At 56.5% G+C, this 20,340-nt stretch carries 16 protein-coding genes, 1 tRNA gene and 1 other annotated feature; of the genes, 3 read left to right on the top strand and 14 right to left on the bottom strand.

From position 1 onward, the window contains the following. The first annotated feature begins 290 nt into the window (after nt 1-290). Nucleotides 291-1,997 (top strand): dihydroxy-acid dehydratase, encoded by a 1,707-nt coding sequence (ilvD, locus tag JMJ16_RS26590; protein ID WP_201371025.1) that lies wholly within the window; start codon nt 291-293, stop codon nt 1,995-1,997. Between the two features lie 86 nt (nt 1,998-2,083). On the opposite strand, the gene JMJ16_RS26585 is transcribed toward ilvD, so the two are convergent. Continuing rightward, on the bottom strand, nt 2,084-2,632 hold the full coding sequence (locus JMJ16_RS26585; RefSeq protein ID WP_201386495.1) for an SRPBCC family protein: 549 nt from the start codon (nt 2,630-2,632) through the stop codon (nt 2,084-2,086). Nucleotides 2,633-2,854: 222 nt separating this feature from the next. After that, the gene (locus tag JMJ16_RS26580; RefSeq protein ID WP_201380403.1) at nt 2,855-3,061 is read right to left on the bottom strand and encodes a hypothetical protein; all 207 of its coding nucleotides are present in this window, start codon (nt 3,059-3,061) and stop codon (nt 2,855-2,857) included. A gap of 382 nt (nt 3,062-3,443) precedes the next feature. On the opposite strand from JMJ16_RS26580, the gene JMJ16_RS26575 reads away from it, so the two are divergent. After that, nucleotides 3,444-5,087, top strand: coding sequence for a serine/threonine-protein kinase (locus JMJ16_RS26575; protein ID WP_201386494.1), 1,644 nt, complete (start codon nt 3,444-3,446; stop codon nt 5,085-5,087). An 84-nt stretch (nt 5,088-5,171) separates the two neighbouring features. On the opposite strand, the gene JMJ16_RS26570 is transcribed toward JMJ16_RS26575, so the two are convergent. Continuing rightward, nucleotides 5,172-6,092 carry an MBL fold metallo-hydrolase gene (locus JMJ16_RS26570; RefSeq protein WP_201386487.1) on the bottom strand — a complete coding sequence of 307 codons (921 nt, stop codon included), beginning with the start codon at nt 6,090-6,092 and terminating at the stop codon, nt 5,172-5,174. A gap of 240 nt (nt 6,093-6,332) precedes the next feature. Here JMJ16_RS26570 and JMJ16_RS26565 point away from each other — a divergent pair, with 240 nt between their 5' ends. Continuing rightward, the gene (locus JMJ16_RS26565; protein ID WP_201386484.1) at nt 6,333-7,574 is read left to right on the top strand and encodes a 6-phosphofructokinase; all 1,242 of its coding nucleotides are present in this window, start codon (nt 6,333-6,335) and stop codon (nt 7,572-7,574) included. Nucleotides 7,575-7,678: 104 nt separating this feature from the next. On the opposite strand, the gene JMJ16_RS26560 is transcribed toward JMJ16_RS26565, so the two are convergent. The 11 genes from JMJ16_RS26560 to JMJ16_RS26510 all read right to left on the bottom strand — a co-directional run bounded on the left by JMJ16_RS26560 (nt 7,679) and on the right by JMJ16_RS26510 (nt 19,715). Continuing rightward, nucleotides 7,679-8,770, bottom strand: coding sequence for an isocitrate/isopropylmalate family dehydrogenase (locus tag JMJ16_RS26560; RefSeq protein WP_201386482.1), 1,092 nt, complete (start codon nt 8,768-8,770; stop codon nt 7,679-7,681). Further along, nucleotides 8,767-9,255: a 3-isopropylmalate dehydratase small subunit gene (locus JMJ16_RS26555; RefSeq protein WP_201386481.1), complete on the bottom strand. Its 489-nt coding sequence runs from the start codon at nt 9,253-9,255 to the stop codon at nt 8,767-8,769. The genes JMJ16_RS26560 and JMJ16_RS26555 overlap by 4 nt, the downstream gene beginning before the upstream one ends. A gap of 116 nt (nt 9,256-9,371) precedes the next feature. Next, on the bottom strand, nt 9,372-10,625 hold the full coding sequence (locus JMJ16_RS26550; RefSeq protein ID WP_201386480.1) for a 3-isopropylmalate dehydratase large subunit: 1,254 nt from the start codon (nt 10,623-10,625) through the stop codon (nt 9,372-9,374). After that, nucleotides 10,613-11,776: a LeuA family protein gene (locus tag JMJ16_RS26545; RefSeq protein WP_201386479.1), complete on the bottom strand. Its 1,164-nt coding sequence runs from the start codon at nt 11,774-11,776 to the stop codon at nt 10,613-10,615. Before JMJ16_RS26545 ends, JMJ16_RS26550 begins: the two co-directional genes overlap by 13 nt. After that, the gene (locus JMJ16_RS26540; protein ID WP_201386478.1) at nt 11,773-14,175 is read right to left on the bottom strand and encodes a [LysW]-lysine hydrolase; all 2,403 of its coding nucleotides are present in this window, start codon (nt 14,173-14,175) and stop codon (nt 11,773-11,775) included. The genes JMJ16_RS26545 and JMJ16_RS26540 overlap by 4 nt, the downstream gene beginning before the upstream one ends. Next, nucleotides 14,172-15,002, bottom strand: coding sequence for a [LysW]-aminoadipate kinase (locus JMJ16_RS26535; RefSeq protein ID WP_201386477.1), 831 nt, complete (start codon nt 15,000-15,002; stop codon nt 14,172-14,174). Before JMJ16_RS26535 ends, JMJ16_RS26540 begins: the two co-directional genes overlap by 4 nt. Nucleotides 15,003-15,021: 19 nt before the next feature. Then, the gene (gene argC / locus JMJ16_RS26530; protein ID WP_201386476.1) at nt 15,022-16,092 is read right to left on the bottom strand and encodes an N-acetyl-gamma-glutamyl-phosphate reductase; all 1,071 of its coding nucleotides are present in this window, start codon (nt 16,090-16,092) and stop codon (nt 15,022-15,024) included. Next, nucleotides 16,092-16,958 (bottom strand): lysine biosynthesis protein LysX, encoded by an 867-nt coding sequence (gene lysX, locus JMJ16_RS26525; protein WP_201386474.1) that lies wholly within the window; start codon nt 16,956-16,958, stop codon nt 16,092-16,094. The genes argC and lysX overlap by 1 nt, the downstream gene beginning before the upstream one ends. A gap of 37 nt (nt 16,959-16,995) precedes the next feature. Then, a complete protein-coding gene (gene lysW, locus JMJ16_RS26520) occupies nt 16,996-17,178 on the bottom strand; it encodes a lysine biosynthesis protein LysW (RefSeq protein WP_007907343.1) in 183 nt (60 codons plus the stop codon). A 491-nt stretch (nt 17,179-17,669) separates the two neighbouring features. Continuing rightward, nucleotides 17,670-17,946, bottom strand: a binding site (T-box leader). A 240-nt stretch (nt 17,947-18,186) separates the two neighbouring features. Then, the gene (locus tag JMJ16_RS26515) at nt 18,187-19,440 is read right to left on the bottom strand and encodes a glycoside hydrolase family 5 protein (RefSeq protein ID WP_201386465.1); all 1,254 of its coding nucleotides are present in this window, start codon (nt 19,438-19,440) and stop codon (nt 18,187-18,189) included. Nucleotides 19,441-19,642: 202 nt separating this feature from the next. Then, nucleotides 19,643-19,715, bottom strand: a tRNA-Ala gene (locus tag JMJ16_RS26510). Nucleotides 19,716-20,340: the final 625 nt, after the last annotated feature.

Here is a 20,340-nt window from a genome sequence, read left to right as displayed (position 1 = left end):
TACTGGATGCGCTATAATAGATTGCAATATCCAGAGAAAGGCGCGACCCCGCGTCCAAGCACTTTTCAGTTTGTCTATCTATCGGATATCTTTTTGCTGACCTGGCAACCATGATGTCATAGTGATTGCCTTGTGCCAATGATGGCCTTCTGGTGTGAACAGCCTATGAGGAGAGTTGCTGATACGTCTACCTGCTTTTCTATCAGCCTGGATACAACGCAGTATTTCTTCACCTTATCCTCCTGGTCAGCAAGTCATAGCCGATCCACATGAAAGGATGCGTTGCCAGCATGTCAGAGACCGAGAAATCTACGCATACGACCTCCAGGGAACTCAATAGCCGCAGCAAGGCCATTACAGAGGGCGAGATACGCGCCCCCAACCGCTCTATGCTGCGCGCGGTCGGTTTTACCGATGAGGACTTCCAGAAGCCAATGATCGGCATCGCCAGCACCTGGGCCGAGATTACGCCCTGCAACTCACATATCAATCGCCTGGCGGAGAAGGTCAAGGAAGGTGTACGCGTTGGCGGAGGCGCCCCCCAGATCTTCGGCACCATCACCGTTAGCGATGGCATCTCCATGGGTACCGAGGGCATGAAATACTCGCTTCCCAGCCGCGAGGTGATCGCCGACTCTATCGAGCTTGTGAGCAACGCGCAGCGTTTTGACGGCGTTATTGCCCTTGGCGGCTGCGATAAGAATATGCCTGGCTGTTTGATGGCCCTGGCGCGTCTCGACATTCCCAGTATTTTTGTCTATGGTGGCACCATCCTTCCCGGCACCTGTCGTGGGCATGACGTCGATATCGTGAGCGTCTTCGAAGCGGTCGGCAAATATAGCGCCGGGCAGATCAGCCGCGAAGAATTGAAGGAGATCGAGTGCAACGCCATTCCCGGCGCTGGCTCCTGCGGCGGCATGTACACCGCCAACACGATGGCCTCCTCAATTGAGGCCCTAGGTATGTCTCTCCCCGGCAGTTCATCCGCGCCCGCCGTCACTGCACGCAAGGCCATGGATTGCTACGAGGCGGGACAGGCTGTGGTACGCCTGATCGAGCGCCAGTTGACGCCACGCCAGATCATGACGAGGGCGGCCTTTGAGAACGCGATCACGCTGGTCATGGCCCTGGGTGGCTCAACCAACGCCGTTCTCCACCTGATCGCCATCGCGCGCCAGATGGACCTTCCCTTGACCATCGACGACTTTACACGCATCGGCAAGAAGGTTCCTCACCTCGCCGACCTCAAGCCAGGCGGACGCTTCGCTATGGCGGACCTGGATAAAGTCGGCGGCGTACAAGCCGTCCTGAAATACCTCCTGAATACTGGCTTCATCAATGGCGACGTGCTGACAGTGACGGGTAAGACCCTGGCGGAGAATCTGGAGAGCGCCCCCGATCTGGCACAGGGCCAGGAGATTGTCATGCCGCTTGAGCAGCCACTACATCCCAGTGGTCCCCTGGTCATCCTCAAGGGCAACCTGGCTCCCGAGGGCGCGGTCTGTAAGATTGCCGGCCTGAAGGTCACAACCCACCGTGGTCCCGCCAAGGTCTTCAACTCTGAGGAAGAGACCTTTGAGGCCATCATGAACCATAAAATCACCCACGGCGACGTGGTTGTGATCCGCTACGAAGGTCCGAAGGGCGGTCCCGGCATGCGCGAGATGCTCGCGGTAACCGCGGCCCTCGTTGGCCAGGGCTATGGTGAGACGGTTGGCCTGATTACCGATGGACGCTTTTCGGGCGGCACACACGGTATGGTCGTCGGACATATCGCTCCCGAGGCCCAGGTTGGCGGTCCCATCGCTATCGTGCAGAATGGCGACATCATCACCATCGACGCGGACAACAACCTGCTCGCTCTCGACCTCAGCGATGAGGAGATCGCCGCGCGCTTTAAGAACTGGCAGGCACCCGAGTCACGCTACAAAACCGGCGTTATCGCCAAGTACGCCAAGCTCGTTACCTCCGCCTCCGAAGGCGCAGTTACTCAATAAAATCATCTCATTCACCCTATCGAGGAACAGAAGGGCCGTGGGGCGAACGCGTTCGCCCCACGGCCCTTCTGTTCCTCGATAGGGGCTTATTTCTCGCGTTTGCGGCTGATGATAAAGCCAATGATCACGCCTACAGCCAGCAGGAGAATGTAAAGGTTTTTATATGACTTTGCATTCACAGCGGGGAGGTTCTCGCCCGTGATACGGCTGTTCAAGCGAGCGAGGACATCGCCATAGATATTGCGTAGACCAAGAGGCGCAAAGGTACGCTCAAAGAAGCCGCCAACACCGCTGCTACCGCTCCACTCGCTGGCAACCCCCACGCGCGTCTGTGTGCCACCGCTCTCAGGCGAGACGGTCCAGGTGGTGACAAACGAGGAATCATAATCACGCTCGCGCAGGACCTTGCCTTTCACGACCTCTTCGACCTTCATACGGTAGTTGCGCTCGCGATTGGCCGCGTGCAGGCGATACTGCACGACCGTCCCCTCGCCCTGTCCCCCCTTCTCCACCCGGTAGTCCTGGAAGTTCTCGGGTAGAAACTGCTCGCGCCGCTTATAATCACTAAGAATAGCATACACATCAGCGGGCTTCGCATTCACAATACGCTCATTTGTGACGACAATCTGGCTCATATCTATACCTTCCAATCTACTTTTATCCCACCTGGGAAGAGCTTTTTAGCTTTTTGCTAGAGTGCGTTGAGAGAGAAAATCCCCCTATTTCCTATCATATCACTAATATGGAAGGTATGAGACCGTGAGAAGAAAAGGGGGTAATAGTGTGGGGAGCCATGGCAGTCTGCGGCTGCCATGGCTCCCCACACTATTACCCCAAATAGAATAGCAGATCGTATGCTACTGCTTCTCATCCCACATATGCGCATACACAACGAGCGACTCGTCGAGCGGAATTTTGACCCACTCTTCGGTATTAAGCGGGGGCTGGTTTCGCTCCAACTGGTGATCCGCATCCAGGCGAGTCATGAGCGCAGGCTCCCTCAAAGCATCCAATGCGGGAATATACATAAAGAAATCTTCTTGCACAAATACCTGTTGACTCATGCCCAGTATCCTTTCTGAATCACACCTACCATTGTGAATTATGTATCGTCTCGTCGAGAAGCTTTCGACAGTCTTAGTATAGCAAGTGAATATAAAGAGAAGATGAATGTTGGATTAGGATATTATCAGAAAATTTATGGATGCTTAGAATGACATAAAACAATCTACATTATCTCAACATTTCCTAGCTCTACAGTACTTCTTTTGGATAATCTGGCGCATTCTACGTCTTATTTAGTAGGAGAGAGGTAGAATTCCACATCTACTAACCGCAAAGAGAAACCGTGTATAGAGGAGAAAATGACATATGCTCTTTAAAGAAGGCTCACTTATTCTCTAGCTAATTTTTTAAAGAGCTTTTGTTACGGTAAAGGTGGGTGCAATGATTACAGAGGACGATTTATTAGGGAGAACTCTTGGTGACTATCAGTTGACCAGGCGCCTGGGGCAGGGTGGAATGAGTGTGATCTACCTGGCCAAGTGGCTCTCGACACAGCCGCGCTTTGTGGCAGTGAAGATACTGCGACCACCCAGGCGCGAGAATGCCGAGGATTTTGCCACCTTCCGAGAGCGCTTTCGCCGCGAAGCCCGCATCATTGCCAGGCTCAGGCATCCACATATCGTGCCCATTTATGATTATGGCGAAGAGGATGATTTAGCCTATATCGTGATGCAGTATGAGAAGAGCAGCCTGGAAGAAGTTCTCAAAACGCGAGGCTCTCTCTCGCTTGAGCGCACCAGCACCTATCTCGCACAGATCTGTGAGGCGCTCGATTATGCGCATGACAAGGGCATTATTCATCGTGACCTCAAACCAAGCAATATTCTGCTGGATGAAAATAACCAGGCAGTATTAGCGGATTTTGGTATCTCGCGCATCCGCATCAGCAATAACCCTTATGACCAGGTCACACTGACGGGCACGGATATTGTCCTGGGCACACCTGCCTACATGGCACCAGAGATGTTTCGAACGCGCGAATTCGACTACAGCGTGGACATCTATGCCCTGGGCATCATTCTCTATGAGATGCTGAGTGGAGATCTCCCTTTCAAAGGGAGAGAGATTGACCTGATGGAGCAACACGAGCGGAAGCCGCTCCCCTCCTTGTATGAGCGCCATTTTAAGATTCCCAGAGCAGTGGACCAGGTCCTGAGCAAGGCAGCGGCTAAGCGCCCAGGAGATCGGTATCTGCGGGCCAGCGAATTAGCGCGTGACTTTCACCGGGCCATCCAGCCCCTGTCGCGTCCAGCGGCTACTACCTACGAGCCACCACCGTCTTACCCAGGCCAGCGCTCCTCCAACAAGCACCAGGCCGTAAGGCCTCCACATCACCTGCATGGCGAGGTAGGGGGTATGCAAGATCTCCCACTGCGTCCAGCAGCGCCGCACCGCCATGAGCCTGTCAGCAATAGAGGCAACAGCCGGCCGCCAGTCTCCGTTCCTCCACGAGCGCATAACTCTAAGCCACCTGGAGGCCAACAGAGAGAGCCAGGCAGGAGCAGGCCACCGGTGCAACGCACACCGCCCAAACGCAAAAGCGTGGACGTCTTCTGGCTTAGCGTAGCTTTGATCTTGGTAGTGGGTATTGGCATCTATGCGTTTAGTGGGCATCAACAAGACGGCACCACCCAAGCCACAACGCCAACCACCGCCACGCCTACCACGGTTACAAACGTCCAGGCGCCAGTCGCGCCAACCGTAGACGATGCGAAGAACGCCTTCAGTCAATACAATAATTACATCAATCAGCGGCAGTTTGACCAGGCCTATCAGATGTTAGGTCCTCAAAAGAAGCAGAAGATATCCCTTCAAGAATTCACGAATGGCTTCACCAATACGAAGAGGCAGTCCATCACCTTTAAGCAAGTTTTGCCAGGCGCGAACCCGAACCAGTTTCGCGTCGAGGTCATCATCACAGCAACCGAAGTAGGCCGTACACGTACCTATGATTGGCAGGGCACCATGACCCGCCTCGCGAATGGCACCTGGCAGATCGACAACTACAGCCAGCATCAAATCTAACACGCGCTGCCCCAAGCCCCTAGCGGCATGTCAGCTAAGCGCCCACATCGGCCATACCAGCCCGTAAATCTACCACTAATCTTACTATTGTTGTTGGCTCACCCATTGCAAGATATGGCGGCTATTCTGGTTATGAACCCAGCGATAAAACTCATCATCCTCGCATGGTTCCTCCAGGGCCGCAATCGCCTCCTCAAAGGAGAAGCCCAGCAGGTTCGAGGCGGTTTTTAGCTCGTCTTCTGTGAACTGGCGAGGCGAATGCGAGAGCAGCAAGCGCGCTCGCCGCTCAATTTCGCGGAAGTAGGCCAGGTTCCCGGTCAGCGTCGCAATGCTGTTGCGTTTGCCATGCCCACAGAGGACATGCTCAGGTTGCAACGCGCTCAGGCGCTCAAGCGAGCTTAGCATAAGGGGCACGGCCTGGGCGCTCTCCAGGGATGGCAGAGGGAACTCCGCCGCGTCGAAGGCCAGCAAGAGGCGTAGCTCAGGTATCCAGAGCGAGACCTGGTCCCGCTGGTGCCCCGGCGTATGCAAGAGTTGCAGGGTCAGATCGCCGCCCTCAATAGTCAACTGATCGTTGAACGTCAGCATAGGCGGGCGCAGTACGACATGCTGGAAACAATCAAAGCGTTTTTGATACTCATCCAGGCCCTCCTGTGCCTCTTTGGTCAACATACGCTCACGGCAGGAGGCATGGGCGATGATCGGCGCGGCATGGCGACTCTGGAAATAATTATTGCCCCAGGTATGATCCCAATCGGCATGGCTATTGACGACCAGGAGCTGCCGCTCCGCAAGCTCACTCTGTACCTCACCTAGCACAGCCTCCATATCCTCGGGGCAAAGCAAGGTATCACACACCACTACATAGTCGCGCGTGATGATAGCATATGCGTCCACCTCCATCAAGCCCTTCTCCTCACTCTCGGCAAAGGCAGAACGAAAGACACGCACGCGCTCATCCCCACTCAACCCCTTGACGCTCTCAAACCTTTTTATATATGCCAAAGAAGCACCTCCGCCAGCAAATAAGCAATCAATCAGTAAAAACAGTATATAAAACCGTCTCTCATTGCGCAAGTCCAGGCATTTTCAATCCATACCTCCCCTTTTTGGCACACTTTTGTGTAAAATAGCAAATTTCTGTGGTAGAAGGATGGTATAATTTTCACAATTCTTCCTTCTTTCAACGGGGAACTGATCGAAGAGCAAATTAAAATCCACTGTACAAAAGGGAGAGGACCGTCTATGCCAGGACACGTGAAAAATCCTGTTCGTTCATTGGGGGTGTTGACCGGTGGCGGGGATGTGCCCGGGCTTAATGTCGCAATCAAGGCGCTGGTGTATCGTGCTGAACCTCTGGGGATACGTGTAGTCGGGATTCGTGCGGGTTGGGAGGGAATCACCTTTCTGAACCGTTCTCTCGATAAGAGTGAAATTATTTTTCGTGAAGATGATCGCGCAAGCTGGAAGAATGGCTATATCATGCCGTTGAGCAGGTTAAACACGCGCGATATTGATCGTCTTGGAGGAACCGTCCTCCATTCAACGCGTTACAGCCCGCTGGGGACACGGGTTGCCAACCTGCCAGAACACTTGAAGTCATACGGTGAGGGGAAGCAGCCTCATGAGCGCGTGGATCTGACGCAAGAAGTCATCGCAAACATGGATCACCTGGGTTTAGATGGCCTGATCGTCCTGGGCGGTGATGGGACGCTGAGCTATGGCGCAAAGCTCGCTGCCGCTGGAATCCCTGTATGGGCAATTCCTAAGACCATGGATAACGACGTACCCGGGACGGAGTACAGCATTGGCTTTCAAACGGCGATTAGCCGGGCTGCTGAGTTTATCAACCGTGTGCGTTCGACCGTGAGCTCACATAGACAGACGGCGATCTTTCGCCTGTTTGGGCGCGATGCTGGCTTTACCGCACTTGAGACAGCGGTCGTCACCTGGGCTGACCGACTGGTTATACCGGAGGTGCCTATCGATATTGAGCGGCTCAGCAGGCTCGTAATACGGGATAGGGAGCACAATCCAAAGAACTACTCGCTTGTCCTGGCATCTGAAGGAGTCGTACTGGACAGGGCAAATGAGAGCAATGAGCATAGCGACCCCTTTGTGCATAAGAAGAAGGCCAATGTCGCCGAGATTCTGGCCGAGCAGTTGAGCGAGCGTATACCCGAGGTACGCTTCTTGCCAATCGATCTCACATATGTGTTGCGCAGCGGGGAGCCGGAAGTGTATGACAAGCATGCATCCATCTATTTTGCCAACGTCATCATGAACAGCGTGGCCGAAGGGATGAGCGGGGTCATGGCCGCGTTCCACAACGGCGAATTTATCTGTACGGATATCCCGTCTAAAGCGATTCCGGCGCGAAGGGTCGACCCGACAGATTATCACGAGGGGCGCTATCGCCCGAGATTCGAGTGCATCAAGGGACGCTATCGCTCACAGGAGGATCTCACGCAAATATCGTTAGCTTAATCCAATCCCCCGCGCCTGCGGTGCCCCCCTGTTAGTTATGAGGAGTGAACGATCCTGGCAGTCACAGACTGCCAGGATCGTTCACTCCTCATAACCATATTGTTTTAGAGCTGCGAGCGCACAGCGGCGATGAAGTCGCTAGTGCTGGCGCTGCCTCCCTGGTCCACGGGCAAGGCATGGCCATCGCTGTAGACACGAGCGATGGCGCGCTCAAGGCGGGTGGACTGTTCACGATATCCATAGTGCGCCAGGAACATGGCTCCTGAGAGCAGCATGGCCGTGGGATTGATGGTGTTCTTGCCTGCGATATCAGGGGCCGAGCCGTGTACGGGCTCGAAGTAGGCGTACTCCGCGCCATAGCAGGCACTGGGCGAGAGCCCCAGGCCGCCGATAGAGCCACTGGCGACATCGGCCAGGATATCGCCGTGCTCGTTACCCAGCACGACGACATCCAGCGTTTCAGGCGCGGCAATCATTCTGCGCCCAAGGTCATCAATCAGAAATTCCTGGTAACTAAGTTCCGGATGCTCACGCACCATTTCGCGCACGATCTCGCGGAAGCGGCCATCCGTCTGCGGCAGAATAGAGTACTTGGCCCCCAGAGTTACACAGCCAGGATATCCGGAAGCTAAGCGCTGCAAGGCCAGGTCACAGGCTGCTTCAGCCACGCGCCGCGCCTGCGTATCTGTGCTGACACGTACGGCATACGCGCCGGTCTCCTGCACGGGAGGCGCCTGCCACCAGGAGCCACTACTGGTGAGAGTTCCAAGCTCTGAGAGCGCACCCTCGCGTGGCGGATACATCCCCTCCAGGTTGTCGCGCACAATCACATAGTCGATACGCTCGGGCTGGCGCATGGGACTCTGATAGCCAGGGAGCCAGCGTACCGGGCGGATATTGACGTAGGTCTGTTTTCCCCAACGCAGGTACCAGAGCACGGGGCGGCTTGGACCACCACTGGCGCCAAAGAGGGTGCAGTCTGCGCTATCAATCGCGGCGCGCGTTTCAGCCGGGAAAGCCTCGCCATAGCGTTCCTGGGCCTCGCGCCCACTGAGGGCCTGCGTAAACAGAATCTCGGGCACCAGCTCGCGCAGGAGCGCCACTGTTGGTAACACGACCTCAGGCGCGGCATCATCGCCCGCGACCACGCAGACCCGCAAGCCGGAGCGTGGCGTTGATACGTGCTCACTGCTCATCGAAGGGTCCCTTGCTGCTGAATATAGTTGACGATACCATGAGCCGCTACGATACGCGCCACGAAGGGATCAAGCGGCTCAGACTGGAACTGCTGCCCGGTCGTGAGATTGGTGATGAGGCCACTCTCCAGGTTTACATCCATCTGCTGACCATCCTCGCCAGCCAGGACCGCCTCCTCACTGATCAAGACTGGTAGACCGATATTGACGGCATTGCGATAGAAGATACGCGCGAAACTGCGTGCGATCACGACTTTGATACCATTGGCCAGGATGGAGGTGGGGGCGTGCTCGCGTGAGGAGCCACAGCCAAAGTTATGCCCGGCGAGCAGGATGTCGCCCGTCTGCACCTCCTGCGCGAACTCCGGCAATACCTCACAGAGGCAGTGGCGCGCCAGTTGCGCGGGATCGGTGGTCACGTTATAGCGTCCAGGGATAATAACGTCGGTGTTGATGTTGTCACCAAGCTTCCAGATGCGTCCCATGATGTATGTTTATCCTTTCGGGTGTGTTCTTTTTACTTCTCGCGCCTGCGGCGCTCAGATAAGTATTAGTGTGTATTGGGTTGTGGCAGCCTGCGGCTGCCACAACCCAATACACACTAACTTAGAAACTCGCGAGGGTCGGTGATGTGGCCAGTCAGGGCGGTGGCAGCGACGGTAGCAGGGCTTCCCAGGTAGATCTCGGCTGTGGGGTCGCCCATGCGCCCGGTGAAATTGCGGTTCATCGTTGTCAGTGCTCGCTCGCCTGGAGCCAGGACGCCAAAATGGCGGCCGATGCAGGGTCCACATCCAGGGGTGCCAACCGAGGCTCCGGCCTGGACAAAGGTATCGATGTAGCCCAGGCGTAGCGCCTCGCGGTAGACCTCGCGCGACGCTGGAATAACGACCATGCGCGTCTCGGGATGGACCGTGCGCCCCTGGAGAATCGAGGCGGCAATCGCCAGGTCGTCCAGGCGACCATTGGTGCAGGTGCCGAGGAAGACCTGGTCGATTTTGACGTGCTCAACCTCACCCACGGGCACAACATTATTTACGTCGGGAGGACAGGCGATCTGCGGCTCCAGGCGCGAAGCATCAATCTCAAAGACGCGCTCATAGCGTGGATTGTGCGGCGCCAGCATGGGATATTCCTGATCGGTACGCCCACGTAGCCATTCGCGGGTCGTCTCGTCAGGGGCCACCAAGCCAGCTTTACCACCCATCTCGATGGCCATATTGCAGAAGGTGAAGCGCTCGCTGACCGACATACGCTCCACCAGGTCACCAGTATACTCAATGGCACGGTAGTTCGCGCCATCGACGCCCACCTGGCGCACCATCTCCAGTGTCACATCCTTGGCATAGACGCCGGGCTGTAGCTCGCCCATCAGGCGTACATTGATAGTTGAGGGCACGCGGAACCAGGAGCGCCCGGTTGCATAGGCCACGCCAATGTCGGTCGAGCCCATACCGGTCGCGAAGGCCCCCAGCGCGCCATAGGTACAGGTATGGCTATCCGCGCCCACGATGATGGCCCCGGGCACAACAAAGCCTTTCTCGGGCATGACCTGGTGACAAATGCCTTCCTGCAAAATGGTAATGTCCTGCTCACGTGCGAACGAGCGTATGTCACGCTGAAGGGTGGCAGCAGCAACGGTCGAGGCAGGGATGATATGATCAAAGACGACGTGAGCACGCTCAGCATTAAAGACGCGTCCACCACTTACGCCTGCCAGTTTGCGAAAAGCCTGGATGGCCAGGGGCGAAGTAGTATCATGGCTCATGACATGGTCTACCTCGACCACGACGGTCTCGCCCTGTTCCACAGGGCGCCCCAATTTGTAGCTAAAAATCTCTTCGGCTAGTGTTCCCATATGAGATGTTCCTCCTCTGATGTATGTGCCTGCTGCCAGGCAAGGATAAACGTGTCAACCTCGTCTTGACTCATTGAGCCCTGTTCAGCGTGGGCTTTAAGCGCAGTGGTCAGGCTGGCAACCGCCTCGCCCTCCAATTGCAGGCCCAGCTCGGCGGCACGATGCCCAACAGCATAGCGCCCGGTATAACGCGTTCCGACCTCCACATTGCGCACCAGGCCAAAATCCTGGGGATTCAGAACTTCATAAGCACGTGGATTGTTAAGAACGGCTTTGGTATGAATGCCCGCCCGGTGCGTAAAGGCGCCCGGGGCGGTGATTGGACTATTAAAAGGGATCGCGATATGCACGCAGTCCGCCACATACTGATCCAGCAGTGGCAGTTTGGTGAGATCGTATCTGCGCAAGATTTCGGGATAATGAGTATACATCTGTGAAATCAGGCCGCTGAGCGAGGCAATACCGTTGCGCTCACCAATGCCCAGCACGGTTGTGTCCAGGCAATCGGCGCCTCCCTCCAGTGCAGCCACGGTATTGGCGATAGCGCAACCTGTATCATTATGGCCATGGAACTCGATACCCACCCCGGGGTAGCGCTCGGTACAGAGGCGAACCAGGCGCTCCACCTCGCGTGGCTTAGCGATACCCACCGTGTCAGGCAGACCAATGCGCAACACGCCAGCGTCAACCACGGCATCAAAGACCGTTAACAGGTCCACCAGGTCGCTGCGAAAGGCATCCTCAGCCGAGAAGCGCACGTAGCGCCCCTCCTGGCGTATATGCTTGATCAAGGGCACGGCATCATGGATGATCTGTTCGATGCGTTTCCCGTGACTATACGAACGCAACTCGGTTGAGGTCCCGTAGAAGAGATTGATTCCATGTACGGGGGTCGCCAGGGCCGCCTGGACATCTGCTTCGGCACAGCGCACATGAGCGACGATGCGCGCACGGGTATTGAGCGCGCACAGGTCGCGCACCGCCTGCTGGGTCTCCGGCGAGGCGATGGGCGAGGGCACCTCGATCATTGGCACACCAACTGCGTCCAGCAGACGGACAATTTCGCGCCGCTGTTCCGCGCTAAAGTAGGCTCCCGAGAACTGCTCGCCTTCGCGCAAGGTAGTATCGACGATACGTATATCTCTTCTCATGACTCCGCTCCCACTTCCACGCTACTCTCCGGGCTGTCCGAGACACTTGTGCGTTCCAAGGATGCATGTGACTCGCGTCCCAGCACTTGAAGCACCTGCTCAAGGACCGTGATCGCGTGCTGGTATTCGGCAACCGCGATATGCTCGTTGGGTGTGTGGTCCAGGCTAGAATCGCCTGGGCCATAGGCGACAATGTTCTCGCCCCATATAGGCGCTACGACATTCATATCCGATGTGCCGGTTTTATACTTGAAGACTGGCGCGTGCCCACCAGCGCGCAGGACACGGCCAAAGGTGCGGGCCAGGGGAGTCGCACGCGAACTCTGGAAGGCGGCCTCTTCACCTGAGAAGCTAATCTGTACCTCATCAGCATCGGCCCACTCCTGTAGCTGAATGCGAAGCTCCGCTATATCAAAGCGCGGCGGCAGGCGATAACCAATCAGGAACTGCGTCTGATCCTCCATGCCGTTTTGCAGGCTATTAATGCTGCGCAATGAGGGCATCAGGGCGGCAAAGGCAGAGTTACCAGCGTACTCGGCATTCCACTGCTCAGCATGTGCTCGGATACGCTCCCAGAAGGCGGCGGCAATCTCGTTGCTGCTTCGCTGAGGACCCGCGCTATGGCTGGAATCACGCGCCACACGTCCCTCCACCAGTAAGCGCCCCTTATAGCCGATAGTGACGGCAGTACTACTACTGGGTTCGCCAATAATGCAGGCCTGGGGCTGGTAACGCCCGACTACAGCTCGGGCCCCCTTCGAGGTCGCGGCCTCTTCTTCGACCGCGCCAATGACCACAATTGGTGTCGCAGGCGTACCCGCGCGCTGGACCCTTGCGGTAGCGGAGATGAAGGCCGCCAGAGGTCCCTTGGCATCAACCGCGCCACGCCCGTACAGCAGACCTTCCTCGAAGCGCACAGGAATATTGCCGGGCACGGTATCCATATGCCCGAGCAGGACAATGGGATGCTGCTCCTCCAGATTCTCGTGCGTGCTGGCGACAAAGTTCCCCGCCTCGTCGACAGAGGCGTACAGCCCTAGCTGACGAGCTTGCCCGGCGAGATAGTACGCCAGGGCGCTCTCACGGCGCGAGAGACTGGGAATAGTCAGCATATTATGCAACAGTGCGACCTCTGGATCGGCCAGGCGTGGCTCGGTAGACGCAGCCTCTTCCTGAGCCAGTTGGGCACGCTCGCTGAGCGCCCGGCTTCCCTCCAAAACCTCCTCGATCGTATCCAGGACCTGCTCAAGCTGGTGCTCGCTGATCACCAGCGGTGGCAAAAGGCGAATGACATTGGGTCCGGCTGGCAAGGCCAGGATGCCACGCTCGCATAGCTGCTCAAGATACGGCTGGGAGCGACGCTTTAGCTCGATACCAATCAAGAGACCCTGGCCACGAACCTCGCGCACCAGCGGCGAGCGCATGCCACGGAGTCGTCCCAGGGCATACGCGCCCAGGCGGGCCGCGCGCGTGGGCAGGCTCTCGCGCTCAAGAATATCTAGTGTCGCCAGAGCCGCCGCGCAAGCGAGGGGATTGCCGCCAAAAGTACTGCCATGCGCGCCTCGACTGACACGCCCGCTCTCCATGACACGCGGCCCCAGGCCAACGGCTCCCATCGGCACGCCGCCAGCCAGGGACTTGGCCATACAGAGAATATCGGGTTGCAGATCATAATGCTCACAGGCAAAGAGCCTGCCAGTGCGACCGAAGCCCGTCTGAACCTCGTCCACGATCAGCAAAGCCCCGCGCTCACGGCAGAGACGCGCCAGACCCGCGACATACTCAGGTGTGGCGCTATGCACGCCTCCCTCGCCCTGTACCAGCTCGATAATGACCGCCGCAGTTTGTTCGCTGATCGCGGCCTCGGCGGCCTCCAGATTGTTGTAGCGAATATGTGTTACATCAGGAAGCAGCGGTGCGAAGGGCTCGCGGTAGTGCGGCTCCCAGGTTGCTGAGAGCGCGCCCATGCTTCGGCCATGAAAGCCGCGCAGCGTAGCGATGATTTGTGTTCTCCCCGTGACCAGGCGCGCGAACTTGAAGGCTCCCTCAACAGCCTCGGTTCCACTGTTACAGAGGAAAAAGTGCTCTATCCCGGCAGGGGTGACCTGGGACAGGCGCTCCAGGAGGCACGCCCGCGTGTCGTTATAGAAGATTTCGGGGCACGTCACTAGGCGTTGTGCCTGGGCAGAGAGCGCGGCTGCGATCTCGGGACGCCCATGTCCGATATTGGCGACGCCGTGGCCAGCGGCACAATCGATGTATGCGCGCCCCTCGGCGTCCCAGAGCGTGGCTCCCTCTCCGCGCGCAATCGTCACGGGACGCTTACCATACACACCACTGGTATAGCGATTCTCCTGTTCCATACTCGTCTCGGCCTGCGTGGTATCTATGATTGTCATGCTTCTCTCCTTCCTACCAAGTGATGTGTGTGTTCTATTATTGTTCCCGCACCATTAAGCACATCCGTGGGGCTATCGCAGCCAATACAGACACGCTGTACGCCTGCTTGCAAAGCCTCCTGCGCCCCCAGCATCTTCTTGCGCATACGCCCCTGCGCATACTCCATATAGTCCGCGACGTTCTCAGCGGGTATATGCTCGATGACCGTACTGGCATCGTTTGCATCGCGTCGCAGGCCACTCACATTGGTCATAATGACCAGGGTTTCGGCCTGTAGAGCCGCAGCTACAGCGGCGGCGGCGCGGTCGCCATCGACATTGAGCCGCTCGCCCTCGTGGCTAAGCGCCAGGGGGGCAATGACGGGCGTATATCCTGCTCCCAGCAACAGGCGGAGCAGCTCGCCATTTACCTGCTCGATCTGGCCCGTATAGTCATCGCGAATAATCTGTACGCGTCCCTCGGGCGTGATCGAGCGAATGGCGGCCTTGCGTCGCGCTTGCAGTAAGCGCCCATCAATGCCCGCCAGGCCCAGGGCGTTAATGCCCTGCCTCTGGAGTTGCGCCACCAGCTCCGTATTGATCTGGCCTGCAACCGTCATGGCGAAGATGCGCAGCGTTTCGCTATCGGTGTAACGGCTCGTCATACCACTGGGAGAGGTAATGGTGCGCGCCTCGTGCCCAAGCTGCTGGGAGAGGGTGTTGGTCAGGTCTGAGCCTCCATGTAGGAGCACCACCTGCTGCCCAGCTTGCACCAGTTCCGCGACTTCACGCAGAATATTCTCCGTCGCGACGCCCGCGCCGCCGCCAATCTTAATTACCAGCGTCATAATCCTTCTCCATACGCCACTACACCGGATGCAGGCCGGGGAAGGTCAGCCCCAGCGTCTCATCCCAGCCAAACATACAATTCAGGGCCTGAACCGCATTACCTGCCGCGCCCTTCATCAGGTTATCCAGCGCCGCCATGACCACGATGCGTTGCTGCTCCACATCCAACTCAAAGCCAACATCACAGTAGTTGCTACCCGCCAGAATCTTGGGTTCGGGATAGCGATAGACACCTGTGCGCTCCTTGATGATGCGAATAAATGGCTCGCGCTGATAGGTCTCGCGGTACACACGCCAGAGCTGGCGCTCATCAATACGCTCTTTAGTGAAGACATGCGCTGTCACCAGGATGCCGCGCACCAGTTCAATGGAGGTCGCGGAGAAGGCCACTGCCTGCGGCAGGCCAGAGCTTCCATGGCCGCCAAGCAAGCCCAGCTCCTGAATCAGCTCGGCGCTATGGCGATGGCCCGTGGGCTGGAATGAGCGGACCGCTCCGCTCCGCTCAGGATGATGGCTACTGCTTCCCGGCTTGGCGCCAGCGGCCGATGAACCAACCTTGGCCTCCAGCACCAGCGGTATATTCGCGTCCATCAGGCCCGCGCGATAGAGGGGGGCCAGGCCAAGGATGGCCGTGGTCGCCATACACCCGGTTCCGCTGACCAGCGTGGCCTCGCGTAGCTCCTCGCGGTGCAACTCAGGCAGACCATAGACAGCCTCTGGCAACAGATCAGGGGCCTGGTGGGCATTGCCATACCAGCGCTGATAGAGCTGGGGATCACGCAGGCGAAAATCAGCCGAGAGGTCAATCACCCTGGGAGCAAGCTGGCGGTAGCGTGCAATCTCGCCCATTGTCGCCCCATGGGGGAGGCAGAGGAAAAGCATGTCGCAGGGCATCAGGTCGTCTGGATGAGAGAAGCGGAGCGTGCTCAATCCACGCAGGTTGGGATGGGCACTATGGAGGTACTGGCCCGCGCGACTGCTCGACACCACCTGCGCCAATTCAACCTCTGGATGAAAGAGCAACAGGCGAGCTACTTCGCCACCGGTATAGCCTGAACCACCGACAATCGTGACACGAATACGATTCATTACAACACCTCCACGGGCGCGCCAGCACGCTCCAGCACATATTCAAGCATTTCAGAAGGAATATCGACACCCGTAGGGGCGATACTATTGCGAAACTCCATCGTGGCATTAATCTCATTCACTAGCAGGCCACGCTCGGCATCCTCGAAGACATCCACTGCTAGAATACCGCCACCAACCGCCTGCGCGGCCTGCAGGCAAAGCGCGTTCAGCTCTGGCGTCACGGGACAGTTGCTCGTCACCGCTCCCCGAGCGGTGTTCGTCACCCAGTGCTCGCTGGAGCGATAGATGGCACAGATGGTGCGCTGACCAACGACGAAGGCACGAATATCACGCTGCGGCTTGCGAATATGCTCCTGGATATAGTGGATCTGGTGCTGATACCCGCCCAGGGTCTCCTGGTGCTCAAGCACGGCCTCAGCGGCATCCCGATCATTGATACGTGCCAGTAAGCGGCCCCAGGAGCCGCTCACCGGCTTTAGGACAACCGGATAACCTAGCGTTTCGGCTCCCTGTAGAGCGGTTGCCTCTTCGAAGGCAAGCAGGGTACGAGGCGTCGGCACGCCAGCACGTACAAGCACCAGGGTGGTGGCGAGTTTATCATTGCATGTCGCGGTCACCGTCGCGGTATTGACGGTGAGGATGCCCCAGGCCTCCAGGACCTGTAGCACGGCCTGCCCGCGCGACTGGCTCAGGCTCCGACAGAGCACAGCATCGTATTTGCGCCACTCCTCACGCCCACGTTCAAGGTCAAGCAAGAGCTTTCCATCGTCAATCACGTCAAACGAGATGGCGCGCTTCTGCAAGGCCTCTATCAATAATTTCTCTTCCACGCGAATACGCGAAGTCAGAATCGCCAGCCGCATATGTGATACTCCTTCTTTCTACTCTCTGGCCAGGCGTTTACTCGCCCCAGTCCTCGGCTACCTCGGGTGCGAGGCCAAGCTCAGGCTGCTCAAGATTCAGCACTTCCAGCTCCGCGCTACAATCGGGGCAGTAGACGATCTCGCCCACCAGGACATTCTGCAACGGCACCTCTCCGGCGCACTCGGGGCAAGCAGCAGTTAATACAGGATTAGAAATCATGGTTGGTCTCCTTTTCGTATTTTCTAGCAAAACTTACAATGTTATCGTAACTCAACATGGCTCAATGAGAAGTCAGGATCTTTCTCATGCCTGTACACATCTCATCAAAGTGCTAAAAATTGCCAATAAAAAAGCCCTCCATCCTTCTCTAAAGGACGAAGAGCACTTACTTTCTCGTAAAGGCTCCCGTGGTACCACCTTCTTTCGCTGCCATCTCTCAATGGCAACCTCTCTGGGGCAAACCTGACGGTTAGCTCACTGCCCGGTTACGGGGGCTCCGGCGAGGTCTATTCTCACGCTCTCGCGCGATTTCTTCTCGCAGCATCCGGGTCTTTTTCGCGGCTCAGGCATACGGGCTTCTCAGCAAACACCCGCTCTCTGTCTACACTGGTTGACCGTTACTCGTCCCATCAACGCTTGTTGGTATGCGATTGTCTGTCTCTCCGTATAATCAGGATATTCAGGCAAACAAAAAAGCCCTCCATCCTTCTCTAAAGGACGAAGAGCACTTACTTTCTCGTAAAGGCTCCCGTGGTACCACCTTCTTTTGTTGTCATCTCTCAATGGCAACCTCTCTGGGGCAAACCTGACGGTTAGCTCACTGCCTGATTACGGGGGCTCCGGCGAGGTCTATTCTCACGTCATCACGTGATTTCTTCTCGCAGCATCCGGGTCTTTTTCACAGTTCTTCAACGTATGGGCTTTCCACCAAGCGCCCACTCTCTGAACGTGAGAGACAACTGTTACTCGTCCCATCAACGCTTGCATATGCGATTGTTTGTACTGGAAATATTTATAACATGCTCATCCGCACTTTGTCAAGGTTTTTTTGTGAAGATTTCAGCAATTTGCCTACCTTGTTCTTTTCGCGGTTCTTTTCGCGCCTGCGGCGCTCAAGGGTAATGGGCGTGTGGGCGGCGAACTGGCGCCCACACGCCCATTACCCTTGAAGACACTACGAGCAGTGGTATGTAAATGCAAATTTGTGCAAATTACAATTTACCTTCCTTACCTGGGAGCACCGCGTTTGAAGGCACGCAGGTCGCTAATCATCAGAAGCCATTGCGTTCCGGGATCGCGCACATAGCTATGCAGGTGCTGATAGATAGCGCTTCCCATGGACTTGCTTGGTGTGCCGCGATAATCGGTAACAAGCTGCGGGATGTTACACACCTGGTCGCCACTACTTGCGGCCACGGCCCATGTCCAGGCCACCCAACCCACGTGGAGCGTATCCAGGTAGGCCAGCAACTGCTCTACATAGTTTGAGCCACAGTCATACGAGCCAAACTCACTTACCATAAGTGGGTAGGCAGCAGCAAACTTGCCAAAGCCAGCGTACCAGTCGGCAGGCTGCTTCCCCCAATAGTTATAGGGGTGTGCGTCATAGACGATATTCTCGCCTTGCACAGCATACGTAGGCAGATGGGTCAGATCATAGCCCCAGTTAGTGCCAGCAACGAGCACGAGATTCTTAGCTCCAACCTGGCGCACAACATCCACCAGGAGCTGCATTCCAACAGCCTGGTAGGTGAGGTATTTAAAACAGCCATTGCAGTCATTTGCGCGCGCCTTGTCATTTGTAATCATGCAGCCATGCAACCAGCAAGCCGCTTTGTGAGGACTGATATGGGGTTCGTTGTAGAGTTCGAACAGCACATTAGGATATCCCTTATAGACCTTCGCGACCTGCTGCCAGAAGGTGACGCTATCAGTGTCAGGCATAGCGGCTTCCGCGCCACCTTTGCCCACCTGCCCATTAGCTCCTACCCAGTGTAAATCGAGAATGACGTTGAGCTGAAGGCTGGCCAGGTCGTCCACAATGCGCTTCACCAGGGCCTGGTACCTAGTTGGGGTGCAGTTCGCGTCGCCACTTCCGCCCTTGAGCCAGAAGTTCTGCGAGAGGGGTAGACGCACGGTGTTGCCACCCCAATATGACCCGGCATTGATATCGAGATCCTTCCCCGAGGGCGTACCCATCAACGCCAGGGACTGCCTGGTGTATGGACCAGCTTGTCCCTCACAATCGTACTCCAGTCCATCACGAGCCACGCCATGAAAGAGATAGGGCTTGCCATCAGCGTCTAGAATCTGGCTCCCCTTCACACTATATGGTCCATGGGCCGTGGCACTGTATGGCAAGACACGCGGTTGCGTTGTTCGCGCAAACACTTTTCCAGTACATGGCTGACCTGACCAGAGGAATATGCCCCATACTACCAGCCCCGCAACAATCATCCAGGCTCGCCTATTTCTTATCACATACAGCCCTTTTCGCATCTTACATCTCCCAACCACGCTTCCATCTTATTATTTGCATATTCGCCACTATACATGGTAAGAAAATCTACGTCAGGACCAAATCAACAGGACTTTACGGTGATGAATGAGGCTGATGTTTCTCAAACAATGGAGGACAAATAAAAAACCCGTTCAGGATATCCTGAACGGGTTTTTCTGTTAGTGGACCAGAGGGGACTCGAACCCCTGACCTTCTCCATGCCATGGAGACGCTCTACCAGCTGCGCTACAAGCCCATATGTGTTCGCTTTCGCAACAACATATAGAAGTATACCTGATCTCAAGAATATTTTCAAGCATTTTTAGGGTGCAATATGGTGCAATTTCCAGGCCTACCCAAAGTCGCTTCGCGCCTGCGGCGCTCAGGAGGGTGTATGGACATATGGCGCCGGCAAATTCCGGCGCCATATGTCCATACACCCTACCCCTGGCGAGCTTACGAGCCGAAATAGAAAGTAATAGGTAACTTCTGAGAAGCTTTGAAGCGATTGACTTTCGGAAGCGCCGATGGTATTCTTGAAAAGATACCTCAACTTTTGTTATCTGGCACTGCAAGGACGAGCTAATCTTATGACAGGTGTATCTCTCGCAATAGTAATTGCCGCATGAGCGACCACGCCGGGCTCATGCGGTAGGAAAGTGGCACGCGACAGCATAGAGGCTGACCTCTCACTCTAAAGAGGTTTTTTGTTGCTGTTGTCTTCACCTGGCTTACCTCCAGTTTCTTTCCTTCCTCCCTTTTCTCTCGCCATGGCGTGTGTCGCTGGGCAGCGGATCGTCTTGCTGCTTACTCGCGGCCTGCGCTTCCCGTACATCCATGGGTGAGACATGCCCTGCCCCTTTTCTTGCCGCTGGTAGATC

Source organism: Ktedonobacter sp. SOSP1-52 (assembly GCF_016587395.1).
This window is presented reverse-complemented; position numbering and strand designations above follow the sequence as displayed.